This window comes from Pseudomonas rhodesiae (assembly GCF_007858255.1).
Lineage (GTDB): Bacteria > Pseudomonadota > Gammaproteobacteria > Pseudomonadales > Pseudomonadaceae > Aquipseudomonas > Aquipseudomonas rhodesiae.
On the sequence record NZ_VFEU01000042.1, the window covers coordinates 17,016 to 28,273 of the forward strand.

General features: G+C 61.6%; 11 protein-coding genes. 7 read left to right on the forward strand and 4 right to left on the reverse strand.

Features of this window, described 5'->3' with window-relative positions; all coding sequences use genetic code 11:
* The 4 genes from kdpB (at position 1) to FIV35_RS28395 (ending at position 6,189) form a co-directional block, all read left to right on the forward strand.
* Positions 1-2,064 (forward strand): potassium-transporting ATPase subunit KdpB, encoded by a 2,064-nt coding sequence (kdpB, locus tag FIV35_RS28380; RefSeq protein WP_034112537.1) that lies wholly within the window; start codon positions 1-3, stop codon positions 2,062-2,064.
* 84 nt (positions 2,065-2,148) lie between these two features.
* On the forward strand, positions 2,149-2,694 hold the full coding sequence (kdpC, locus tag FIV35_RS28385; protein WP_034096557.1) for a potassium-transporting ATPase subunit KdpC: 546 nt from the start codon (positions 2,149-2,151) through the stop codon (positions 2,692-2,694).
* A 116-nt stretch (positions 2,695-2,810) separates the two neighbouring features.
* Positions 2,811-5,462 (forward strand): sensor histidine kinase, encoded by a 2,652-nt coding sequence (locus FIV35_RS28390; protein ID WP_034112540.1) that lies wholly within the window; start codon positions 2,811-2,813, stop codon positions 5,460-5,462.
* Between the two features lie 37 nt (positions 5,463-5,499).
* Positions 5,500-6,189 (forward strand): response regulator, encoded by a 690-nt coding sequence (locus tag FIV35_RS28395; RefSeq protein WP_034096559.1) that lies wholly within the window; start codon positions 5,500-5,502, stop codon positions 6,187-6,189.
* Positions 6,190-6,286: 97 nt separating this feature from the next.
* Here FIV35_RS28395 and FIV35_RS28400 read toward each other — a convergent pair whose 3' ends face one another.
* On the reverse strand, positions 6,287-7,324 hold the full coding sequence (locus FIV35_RS28400) for a patatin-like phospholipase family protein (protein WP_034096560.1): 1,038 nt from the start codon (positions 7,322-7,324) through the stop codon (positions 6,287-6,289).
* 218 nt (positions 7,325-7,542) lie between these two features.
* Here FIV35_RS28400 and FIV35_RS28405 point away from each other — a divergent pair, with 218 nt between their 5' ends.
* The 3 genes from FIV35_RS28405 (at position 7,543) to FIV35_RS28415 (ending at position 9,525) form a co-directional block, all read left to right on the forward strand.
* Positions 7,543-7,821 carry a hypothetical protein gene (locus FIV35_RS28405; protein WP_034096561.1) on the forward strand — a complete coding sequence of 93 codons (279 nt, stop codon included), beginning with the start codon at positions 7,543-7,545 and terminating at the stop codon, positions 7,819-7,821.
* Between the two features lie 55 nt (positions 7,822-7,876).
* Complete coding sequence (locus FIV35_RS28410) at positions 7,877-8,638, forward strand: CHAD domain-containing protein (RefSeq protein ID WP_034096562.1); 762 nt, start codon at positions 7,877-7,879, stop codon at positions 8,636-8,638.
* Between the two features lie 89 nt (positions 8,639-8,727).
* Positions 8,728-9,525, forward strand: coding sequence for an acyl-CoA thioesterase (locus FIV35_RS28415; RefSeq protein WP_034137465.1), 798 nt, complete (start codon positions 8,728-8,730; stop codon positions 9,523-9,525).
* Between the two features lie 3 nt (positions 9,526-9,528).
* Here the strand turns inward: FIV35_RS28415 and FIV35_RS28420 are convergent, their stop codons facing one another.
* From FIV35_RS28420 to FIV35_RS28430, 3 genes are all read right to left on the reverse strand, one after another.
* Positions 9,529-9,891, reverse strand: coding sequence for an Mpo1-like protein (locus FIV35_RS28420; protein WP_034096564.1), 363 nt, complete (start codon positions 9,889-9,891; stop codon positions 9,529-9,531).
* A 335-nt stretch (positions 9,892-10,226) separates the two neighbouring features.
* On the reverse strand, positions 10,227-10,547 hold the full coding sequence (locus tag FIV35_RS28425; protein WP_034096565.1) for a hypothetical protein: 321 nt from the start codon (positions 10,545-10,547) through the stop codon (positions 10,227-10,229).
* Positions 10,544-11,258, reverse strand: a 715-nt coding sequence (locus tag FIV35_RS28430) for an RHS repeat domain-containing protein (protein ID WP_211363919.1), incomplete at its 5' end; no start/stop codon positions are given. The genes FIV35_RS28425 and FIV35_RS28430, both read right to left, overlap by 4 nt.

Sequence of the window (11,258 nt, forward strand, 5' to 3'; positions counted from 1 at the left end):
ATGAAAATGAATATGCCTGTAAAAAACGCCGCTCCGGTCAAACCCCAGGAGCCGGCTAAAACCGCGATTTCCGCTCTGTGGCGCCCGGCGCTGATCCAAGCGTTCGTCAAGCTCGACCCACGTCAGTTGCAACGCTCGCCAGTGATGCTGGTGGTGGAACTCACCGCTATCCTCACCACCGTGTTGTGCTTTGTGCCGGACACCGCGGTGCCCACCTTCGTCGCTGTGCAGATCGCAGTGTGGCTATGGTTCACCGTGCTGTTCGCCAACTTCGCCGAAGCCTTGGCCGAGGGGCGTGGCAAGGCCCGCGCCGACAGCCTCAAGGCCGGTAGCGAAGGGCTCAGCGCACGCCGTCAGGAAGCCGATGGCAGCTTCAAGGTGGTGCCGGCCACCAGCCTGCGTAAAGGTGATGTGGTGCGCGTCGCCGCTGGGGAGATGATCCCCGGTGACGGCGAGGTGATCGAAGGCATCGCCGCGGTCAACGAGGCGGCGATCACCGGGGAATCCGCGCCCGTGATCCGGGAGTCCGGCGGCGACCGTTCGGCCGTCACCGGCAACACGCGGCTGGTCTCCGACTGGCTGCTGATCCGCATTACCGCCAACCCCGGCGAATCCACGCTGGACCGCATGATCGCGTTGGTGGAAGGCGCCAAACGCCAGAAAACCCCCAATGAAGTCGCGCTGGATATCCTGCTGATCGGTCTGACCCTGATCTTCCTGCTGGTGGTGGTGACCCTGCAGCCATTCGCCCATTTCGCCAATGGCAGCTTACCGTTGGTGTTCCTCGTCGCACTGCTGGTGACGCTGATTCCTACCACCATCGGCGGCTTGTTGTCGGCTATCGGCATCGCCGGCATGGACCGCCTGGTGCGCCTGAATGTGATCGCCAAGTCCGGTCGTGCCGTGGAAGCGGCGGGGGACGTGCATGTGCTGATGCTCGACAAGACCGGCACCATCACCTTTGGTAACCGCCGTTGCGCGGCGGTGTTTGCCGCGCCAGGCGTGAGCGGGCGGGAATTGGCCGAAGGCGCGCTGCTGGCATCCCTGGCCGATGACACCGCCGAAGGCAAATCCATCGTCGAATACCTGCGCGCTTTGCATCCTCAGGCCGAGCCTACGGTGGATGAGTTGACCGGTGTTCCGTTCAGCGCTGAAACCCGCTTGTCCGGTGTCGATTACCAGGGCCGTGTGTTCCGCAAAGGCGCAGTGGATTCGTTGCTGGCGTTTATCGGCCTGCCACGGGACGGCCTGCCGGCGGCGCTGTCGCGGGAAGTCGACAAAATCGCCCAAAGCGGCGGCACGCCTTTACTGGTGTGCGCCGACGGCAAGTTACTCGGTGCTATTCATCTCAAGGACGTGGTCAAGCCTGGCATTCGCGAACGGTTCGCCGAGCTGCGCAAACTGGGGATTCGCACCGTGATGGTGACCGGCGACAACCCGCTGACCGCCGCCGCGATTGCCGCCGAAGCGGGCGTGGACGACGTGCTCGCCGAAGCCACCCCGGAGAAAAAGCTCGCACGCATTCGCCATGAACAGAACGACGGTCGCCTGGTCGCGATGTGCGGCGACGGCGCCAACGACGCCCCGGCGCTGGCTCAGGCAGACGTCGGCATGGCCATGAACGACGGCACCCAGGCCGCCCGCGAGGCCGCCAACATGGTCGACCTCGACAGCGACCCCACCAAGTTGCTGGACGTGGTGCAGATCGGCAAGGAACTGCTGGTGACCCGCGGTGCGCTGACCACGTTTTCCATCGCCAACGACGTGGCCAAGTATTTCGCGATCCTGCCGGCGCTGTTCGCCTCGATCTATCCGCAATTGGGCGTGCTCAACGTGATGCACTTGCAGAGCCCGCAGAGCGCAATCCTGTCGGCCATTGTGTTCAACGCGTTGATCATTGTGGTGTTGATCCCATTGGCCCTGCGCGGTGTGCGGGTGCAGGCGGCGAGCGCGGCGGCGTTGCTGCGCCGCAATCTGCTGATCTATGGGCTGGGCGGGATTCTGGTGCCGTTCGTGGGCATCAAGGCCATCGACATGCTGCTCACCGCCTTGCACTTGGTGTAACTCCAAACCGTGGCGAGGGAGTTTGCTCGGGCAGTGCCCCGGCGCCCTCGCCAGCGGGTATCTCAACTGATTGAGGATATGAACATGACCCCTATCATTCGCCCAGCCATCAGCCTGTTGGTTCTGATGACGCTGATCACCGGCATCGCCTACCCGTTGGTGGTCACCGGTGTTGCCCAGGTCGCATTTCCCGACCAGGCCAACGGCAGCCTGGTGCGCGATGCCAGCGGCAAAGTGCGTGGCTCCAGCCTGATCGCCCAGGAATTTACCGGTGACCGCTGGTTCCACCCGCGTCCATCGGCCGGCGCTTTTGTGACGGTCTCAAGCAGTGCCAGCAACCTTGGCCCAAGCAACCCGGCGCTGGCGACGCGGATCTTCGATGACGCGACCAAGCAATTCGTACCGAGTCAGGGGCCGGTGCCTCTGGCATCGCTGACTACCTCTGGCAGCGGTCTTGATCCACACTTGCCACCGCAGGCGATTGCCTATCAACTGGCGCGCGTGGCGGCGGCGCGAAATGTGCCGTTGTCGACCTTGCAGCGCTTGCTCGATGAGCATGTCGAAAGCCCGCTGGTGGGCCCGCCAGTGGTGAATGTGTTGGCATTGAACATGGCCTTGGAAAAATTGTAAGCAGTGAACTGCCTTCGCGAGCAAGCCCGCTCCCACAGGAGTACGCATGTGGGAGCGGGCTTGCCCGCGAAGGCGGCCTGAAGCGCAACCAATCAACACCTGAGGAACCCCCGAGCATGAGCGACTCCGGCCGCGCCGATGCCCTGTTAGCCGATCTGCCCCGGCACGGCCGTGGCCGGCTCAAAGTCTTTCTGGGCGCCGCGCCGGGGGTGGGCAAGACCTACGCCATGCTCCAGGCCGCCCATACCCAGCTGCGCCAAGGCGTCAAATTGATCGCCGGCGTAGTCGAAACCCACGGTCGCGCCGAGACCGAAGCCTTGCTCAGCGGCTTGCCGCAGCAACCGCTGGTGCGCAGCGAGTATCGCGGCGTGATGCTGGAAGAGATGGACCTCGACGGCCTGCTCGCCGCCAAGCCCAAGCTGGTGCTGGTGGACGAGCTGGCCCACAGCAACGCCCCCGGCAGCCGTCACGAAAAGCGCTGGCAGGACATCCAGGAATTGCTGGCCGCCGGTATCGACGTGTTCACCACGGTCAACGTCCAGCACTTGGAAAGCCTCAACGATCAAGTGCGTGGTATCACCGGCGTGCAGGTCCGCGAAACCCTGCCGGATTGGGTGCTGCAGGAGGCCGACGAGCTGTTGCTGATCGACCTGCCGTCCCGCGAACTGCTGGAGCGCCTGCGCGATGGCAAGGTCTACGTGCCGGAACAGGCGCGCGCAGCCATCGATGCGTTCTTCACCCAGACCAACCTGACGGCCCTGCGCGAGCTGGCGATGCAGGCCGCCGCGGCCCATGTCGACGCTGATCTGGCCCAGGGTTACCGCCAACTCGGTCAAGACGCCCCGGCTGTGCGCGGGCGCTTGCTGGTGGGCGTGGATGGCGATGCGCAGGCCGAACGTCTGGTGCGCCACGCCAGCCGCGTGGCGCAGCGTCGGCATCTGCCCTGGAGCCTGGTGCATATCGATAACGGTCGCGCACGGGACGAGCAATCACGCCTGCGCCTGCAAAACGCCCAGCAACTGGCCGAGCGCCTTGGCGGGGAGGTGGTGTTGTTGCGTGCCGGCGAGGTGGCCAAGACCCTGATCCAACACGCCGCCGAACGCCGCGCCAGCCTGCTGCTGGTGGGCCAGTCGCGCATGCGCTGGCACCGCCGCGTGTTCGGTGGCGGCCTGGCGGCACGCCTGCTGCGCAATGCCCGGGGCCTGGAAATCAACGTGCTCGACAGCGACGATGTGCCGGCCCCGCCGCGTCTGCCGGAAGTGCGCGGCCTGGAGTGGTTCGATTACGCCCTGGCAGTGGTCGCTACCTTGGTGGCAACCGGTGTGGCGTGGGCGGTGTCGAGCGCGCTGCCGTTACCGAATATCTCGCTGGTGTTCCTGGCGGCGGTGTTGCTGGTGGCGGTGCGCAGCAGCCTGGGGCCTTCTTTGGTGTGCGCCGCGCTGTCATTCCTGACCTATGACTTTCTGTTTATTCCGCCCAACTTCTCGTTTGCCATCCAGCGCGAAGAAGACGTACTGACGCTGTTGTTCTTCCTGCTGATGGCTGCGCTTACCGGCAACCTCGCCGCGCGCCAGCGTCGCCAGCTGCAAGCCTTGCGCGATACCCAGGAAGAGACCAGCGAGCTGCTGGACCTGTCACGCAAACTCACCGCCGCCACCGACCGCCAGGCGGTGATCAGCGCGGCTGCCCATCACTTGGAGGGCTGGAGTGATCTGGACCTGTGCCTGGTCAACCGCGACGGTCAGGGCGGCTGGAAGGTCGAGACCGGCGGCCCGCTGACGTTCACCGAAGCCGAGCGCGCCGCCGCCGATTGGGCCTGGCAACACGATCAGCCGGCGGGTATGGGCACCGGCACCTTACCGTTCGGACGCTGGTGGTGGTGGCCGTTGTCGGGGGAAGAAGGGCCGCTGGGCTTACTCGGCGTCAGCGCCAAACCCGGCCTGGAATTGAGCGGCCAGCGCCGTCGCCTGCTCACGGCGTTGAGTCAGCCCCTGGCCCAAGCGTTGGCCCGCGCACAGCTGGCGCAAGAGTTGGAGTCCGCGCGTTTGCACGGTGAAACCGAGCAACTGCGCAGCGCTTTGCTCGCCTCGGTGTCTCACGATCTGCGCACGCCCTTGACGTCCATGCGCGGCAGCATCGACAGCCTGTTGGCCCTCGGCGAGGCGATTCCCTTGGAGGATCGGCGCGAACTGCTCGAAGGCACCCGCGATGAGGCCGAGCGTCTCGACCGCTATATCCAGAATTTGTTGGACATGACGCGCCTGGGCCACGGCGCGCTTAAGCTGGCGCGCGATTGGGTCTCTCCCGGGGATATCGTCGGCAGCGCCCTTGGCCGTTTGCGCGCGGTGCTGGCGCCGTTGCAAGTGAGCACCGATGTGCCGCCCGAATTGCCCCTGCTGTATGTGCATGCGGCATTGATCGAACAGGCGCTGGTCAATGTGCTGGAGAACGCCGCGCGCTTTTCGCCGCCCCACGGGCGCCTGCAACTGAGTGCCGGGGTGGCGGAAAATCAGCTGTTTTTCGCCGTGGCTGACGAGGGGCCGGGCATTCCCGAGGAGGAGCGCGCGAAGATTTTCGATATGTTCTACACCGCTGCGCGTGGCGACCGTGGCGGGCAGGGCACCGGCCTGGGGCTGGCGATCTGCCAAGGGATGGTCGGCGCCCACGGCGGGCATATTCGCGTCGCCGAGGGCATCGATGGGCGCGGCACCTGCATCAGTCTGTTCCTGCCGTTGCCCACCCAGCCTGGCCTGGAACGTGAGCCGTGAGCTACCCTGTTTTTTCTACGGATTTTGATGGAACACCATGAGCCAGACCGCGACGATTTTGGTCATTGATGACGAACCGCAGATCCGCAAATTCTTGCGCATCAGCCTGGCCTCCCAGGGCTACAAAGTGATCGAAGCCGGCACTGGCAGCGAAGGGCTGGCCCAGGCCGCGCTGAGCAAACCGGACTTGCTGGTGCTGGATCTGGGCCTGCCGGATATGGACGGCCAGCAAGTGCTGCGCGAGTTTCGAGAGTGGTCGACGGTGCCGGTGCTGGTGCTGTCGGTGCGCGCCAGCGAGGGACAGAAAGTCCAAGCCCTCGATGGCGGCGCCAACGACTATGTGACCAAACCCTTTGGCATCCAAGAGTTCCTGGCGCGGATTCGGGCGCTGTTGCGCCAGGCCCCCGCGGGGGAGACGCAGGAAGCCGCGCTGTGCTTCGGCCCGCTGACCGTCGACCTGGCCTACCGCCGCGTGCTGCTGGACGGTGCCGAAGTGGCGCTGACCCGCAAGGAGTACGCAGTGCTGGCGCAACTGGCGCGCCATCCGGGGCGGGTGATCACCCAGCAACAATTGCTCAAGGACATCTGGGGCCCGACCCATACCGAAGACAGCCACTACCTGCGCATCGTGGTGGGCCATCTGCGCCAAAAACTGGCGGATGATCCGACCCAGCCAAGGTTTATCGTGACCGAGGCCGGGGTAGGGTATCGATTAGTGGGGGCGTAGATCAGTTTCCTGTGTTCGAGTCGCGGGCATGCCCCCTTGCAATCCCCTGTGGGAGCCGGGCTTGCCCGCGATGGCGTCACCCGTCATACCGACGCCTTCAAGGCTGCTCACTCTCGTACCGATCCAGCGTATCGCTCGCAATCTCCCGCCCGAGGGCGATCAACTCTGGCGCCTTGTAAAACTCAAAAAACCGGCACACCCGCTTGGGCACGTTGATCAGCACATCCGGCGGATAACCGGCGATTTTGTACTGCGCCAACGACGTCTGCATCACCTCAAAACTCTGGTTGATCAAATCCAGCAGTGACGCGGGGCCGACGTTATCGATGATGAACGAACCGGTCGCCGATTTCGGCGCCCCGGGTTTTTCCGGCGCGGCCGCCGGTTGCTGCGATTCGGGCTCGGCCGACTCCAGCCACGGGTTGATATCCGCCGCCTGAGCCTGCAAGGCTTCCTGCTCAAGCTTCATTAACTGCTCGGCCTGTTTGCGGCGAAACGGCAAGTGCGAACCCAGCGACTTGGCCAGGCTGTTGAAACGACTCTTGAACGCCGGTGGGCGCTGAATGACCGGTAACTGATAGTGCTTCTGGTTGGTGGCGTTGAGGTTGACGGCAATGATCAAGTCACAGTGGCTCGACACCACCGGCACGATCGGCAGCGGGTTGAGCAGACCGCCGTCCACCAGCATGCGATTGCCTTGCATCACCGGCGTGAACAGGCTGGGAATAGCCGCCGACGCGCGCATGGCCTGGTGCAGGCAACCTTCCTGGAACCAGATTTCCTGCTGATTGGTCAGGTCGGTGGCCACGGCGGTGTAGGGGATGCGCAGTTCTTCGATATTCAGCTCGCCGACGATCTTGCGGATCTGCCCGAAGACCTTCTCGCCGCGGATCGCCCCCAGGCGAAAACTCACGTCCACCAGGCGCAGCACATCCAGGTAATCGAGGCTTTCGATCCAACGGCGATACTCGTCCAGCTTACCGGCGGCGTAGATGCCACCGACCACGGCCCCCATGGAACAACCGGCGATACAGGCGATGTCATAGCCGCGTCGTTCGATCTCTTCGATCACCCCGATATGGGCGTAGCCGCGAGCCCCACCGGACCCGAGCACCAAGGCAACACGTTTCTTCATGGTTCATGTCCTTCCCCAGACTGCCGCCCACAATGCACCCATTGAGGGGGCGGCTTCAATCTTCGCGGCCTGCCTGAACTATATTTTCCAGAATAGCCACGCGGCTCGAGTATGCTCTGGCAATAGGCGAGTATGATTTCCCCTTGGCGGACAAGGCACTTTTCCTTGTAGGCAACGTCTATTCCGTACGACTGTTTCTTCCTTTTGAGGTGTCATCAATGAAAGCCTGGATGTGTGTGCCTGTGATCGTGTTGGCCTTGGCCGGTTGTGCCGGCAAAACCGCCTACCGTGACAGCTGCGGATCGCAATTGGACGCCGCCTGGAAAGAACTGGACCTGGCCAAGGCCGAAGGCTTTGCCGGTACCGTGAGCTACTCTAAAGCCTTGTCGCTGTTGACCGGCGCCAAGACCCAACAGCAATTCGAAGCCTTCGAAGGTTGTGCCAACAAGGCCGAGAAAGCGCGCTTCTACATTCGTGAGTCCCGCGCCGGTCGCTGATCCGAGTCGGGCATCTTGAGTCGTCGGGGAATGTTCATCGTCAGGGGAGCAAGTGATGTCAGCGTTGGTCGATCAGCTAGTCGCCCAGGTCATTGGCCTGGAAGTGGGGTTACTGAGCTGTCAGGCTCGCCTTGCCGCCGTCACTGATGATGAAGCCCTGCACGACCTGCGCACCACCGTGCGCCGCTTGCGCAGCCTGTTACGACCTTTGCGCGGGCTGCCGGGTGTGGAGCAACTGGAAGTCGCCGCCAGCGCTGTCGGTCAGTTGACTACCCCCCTGCGTGATCGGGAAGTGCTGGCCGCTTACTTGCACCAGCACGGCCATCACGAGGCGGCGGATCGACGCTTGCGGCCGCAGCCCGATGCCTATCGTCACGTAGCTCAATCCCCTGAGCTTGCGCAGTTGTTACAGATTCTGGACGCTTTTCCGCGCTTTATTCGGGCCTCCGAACACCAGAAACTGCTCAAAGGGCTGCGCACGCGCATCGAAAAACGCTTGGCCAAGCAGTGGCATAACCTTGGCGCAGCGCTCAAAGAGCCGGGTCATGATCGGCATCGTCTGCGCTTATTGATCAAGCGTGTGCGCTACGCCGCCGAGGCGTACCCACAGTTGGATAAGCTCCCCGCCAATGCCGTCCCCCGTCTCAAGAAAGCCCAGGCCGTGCTTGGCGACTGGCACGATTGCTTACAGTGGCTGGCCCAAGCTGAACAGCAGGCGGACCTGCAGCCCTGCGTGGCGGTGTGGCAGCGCACCCTGGTCAAGGCCGAGGGCGAGTCCGACCGTGTACTGGACAAACTCAGCGCTCATTGCTTCTGAGACGGTCCGGTTTTTGGCCGGAATAGGCGCTGTTCACTGTAGGTAGGATGGTTAAGATCCTGTCTTCTGTTTCTCGCTTTGAGGTCGCCATGCACTTTAGTGATTTGCTCGACGCTGCCCGTCATAACCCCTTGGACGTGACCATCCCCGCCGACTGGGCCCAGGGCCGTGCGACCTTCGGAGGGCTAGTGGCAGCGTTGCAATACGAAGCCCTGCGTGCCCAAGTCCCTGGCGATCGCCCGCTGCGCTCGCTGGCAGTGACCTTTGTGGGGCCGGTGGCGCCTGATGTGCCGGCCAGTTATCAAGTTGAAGTGTTGCGCGAAGGCAAGGCCGTCAGCCAGTTGCTCGGACGCGTGGTGCAGAACGGCGAAGTCGCGACACTGGTGCAGGCCAGCTTTGGTGGGTCTCGAACGTCGGAAATCGACGTCCCCAGCGAGCCGCCACCCATGTTCAAACACTGGGACGACTGCCAGGAGCTGCCCTATATCAAAGGGGTGACGCCTGAATTCATGCGCCACTTGGCCATGCGCTGGAGTGTCGGCGGCTTGCCGTTTACCGGTAACAAATCCCGCGAGATGGGTGGTTGGGTCCGACTGCGTGGCGATGTGAAACAAGAGCCGCTGACCGAGGCGCACATCCTCGCGCTGGTCGACGCCTGGCCTCCGGCGCTGCTGCCGCACCTGAAGAAACCGGCCCCCGGTAGCACCTTGACCTGGACCATCGAATTCATCCAGCCGCTGGCAAACCTCACCACCCTCGACTGGTGCCAGTACTACGTCAACATCGAACACGCCCGCGACGGCTACGGTCACGCCGCTGCCGCACTGTGGAGCCCGAGCGGTGAACTGATCGCCATCAGCCGCCAGACCGTGGTGGTATTCGCCTGACCTTCAATGCCGTTGGCGCTGCCGCCAGGCGCGCCACCAACCGCCACTCAACACAAAGCGCGGAAAAGTCACGAACTGCTCGACCACCAGGCGTTGCGCCGCATCTTTGCGATCACTGAACGGCTCACTGGCCTGAGCTTCCAGGCTATGCCCATGACGCTGCAACGCCAGCCCTGCAAGGATACCGACCACACCCACCGCAAAACTGGCCACACTCAGGCTGAACACCCCGGACACGATCAACAAAAAACCGATGATAAACAGCGGCACCGCGATCAGATGCAACGCCAGATTGGTCGGATGCTGATGGTTCTGCGGGTAATGGCGCCACTGCCAGGCGGGGAGATTGGGATGACGTTTGCCCATGATGATAAATCCTCTGTCCGTTGAAACAACTTGAACAGAGTCTAGGCGCGGTAGGGCGGGGCGGCGAATTGGGGTTGGCTATGGGGGGGATAGTGAGTATGTACTTACAATCCCAGATTATTTATTTAATAGGTATTGTTTTTGGATTTCGTAGGCGGAAGCTGCATTGCTTCCAGGGAGGTGCGCACTGTCTAAGTATGTTTTTTTATGGGCCGTTTTTTTGAGTGTTTATAGATGTGCGGTGTCAGTTGGTTAGTCTCGTTTGGTCTGGATTTTTCTTGTTTTGTGCGTGTGAAAATTTTCGTCGGGTTCGTGTGAGCTATGGCGTTAGATAGTTAGCGGTTATTTTGTTTTTTTAATTCTTCATTGATTTTATTTTGCGCGAGATCAAGTAGTGAGCATATGCTCTCAATTGATTTTGAAGTCAGACTCAGGGTGGGGGAATCCCAGTCAAAGTCCTTAATAATTTTTACTTGAAAGCACCCTTCTATATCGAAAGACGGATACCAGCCTACGTCAAGCAGGAAACCGCTAGGATATTCGACCTGAAGCATATCTTCTTTTAAGTTTTGGAGTTGATGCTCTGCGGAAAGGTTTTGCAGGGATGAAAACTCATCATAAGTAATTTTGCCGTGTAAGAAATCTAGTGAGATCACTTAGTTAATCTCCTGAACTCACGTTCTGAAATAGGATGGCCGTGAATTGTGTTTGCACTTAGCTCTATGCGAATCCAGCGACTCGGGCTTCCCTCGCTTGCTCCGATACTATCAGGATACTCCATCACCTTCCAAGGTTTGCCGTTAGTAGTAATACTGCCGTTTCTATAGGCGTCTTTTTCTATTTTTTCGATGTCAATGTCTGGTTTGTACTTGGCTGGTCCAGATTTTGTTGCGGCTACAATATCTTTCCAGGGCGTTCTCTTTGAAGGGCTGTGTTTGTAGCCATGAGCGGTCCACTGAATGTTTTCTGGTGCGGGTAACTTTGGCTGCCCTTCGTTTGCTTTTGCACTGTTTTCAGGGTCGTCAGCACTTTTAGCCGGGTGGCATTTACCCGGACACCGACTTAACCCCAGCGGATCCACCCATCCCGTCGGATTGGGCACATACCGATACCCATTGATCCCACCCGCCAACTTCACCGGGTCCGGCGTCAGGTAGCGACCAATATCCGGATTGTAGTAGCGATGGCGGTTGTAGTGCAGGCCGCTTTCTTCGTCGAAGTATTGGCCCTGGAAGCGCAGTGGGTTGTCGAGTTTGCCTACGTCGAGGCGGGCGATTTCGCCGTAGGCGCGGTAGTGGGCGGACCAGGCGATATCGCCCTCGGGGGTGGTGAGTTCCTGGGGTGTGCCGAGGTGGTCGAGTTGGTAG

Excerpts from the sequence above, each read along its gene's own strand:
- FIV35_RS28420 (WP_034096564.1), bottom strand. The coding sequence starts at position 9,891 with ATGGGCAAACGTCATCCCAATCTCCCCGCCTGGCAGTGGCGCCATTAC.
- kdpB (WP_034112537.1), top strand. The coding sequence starts at position 1 with ATGAAAATGAATATGCCTGTAAAAAACGCCGCTCCGGTCAAACCCCAG.
- FIV35_RS28410 (WP_034096562.1), top strand. The coding sequence starts at position 7,877 with ATGTCAGCGTTGGTCGATCAGCTAGTCGCCCAGGTCATTGGCCTGGAA.
- FIV35_RS28415 (WP_034137465.1), top strand. The coding sequence starts at position 8,728 with ATGCACTTTAGTGATTTGCTCGACGCTGCCCGTCATAACCCCTTGGAC.
- kdpC (WP_034096557.1), top strand. The coding sequence starts at position 2,149 with ATGACCCCTATCATTCGCCCAGCCATCAGCCTGTTGGTTCTGATGACG.
- FIV35_RS28400 (WP_034096560.1), bottom strand. The coding sequence starts at position 7,324 with ATGAAGAAACGTGTTGCCTTGGTGCTCGGGTCCGGTGGGGCTCGCGGC.
- FIV35_RS28405 (WP_034096561.1), top strand. The coding sequence starts at position 7,543 with ATGAAAGCCTGGATGTGTGTGCCTGTGATCGTGTTGGCCTTGGCCGGT.
- FIV35_RS28395 (WP_034096559.1), top strand. The coding sequence starts at position 5,500 with ATGAGCCAGACCGCGACGATTTTGGTCATTGATGACGAACCGCAGATC.
- FIV35_RS28390 (WP_034112540.1), top strand. The coding sequence starts at position 2,811 with ATGAGCGACTCCGGCCGCGCCGATGCCCTGTTAGCCGATCTGCCCCGG.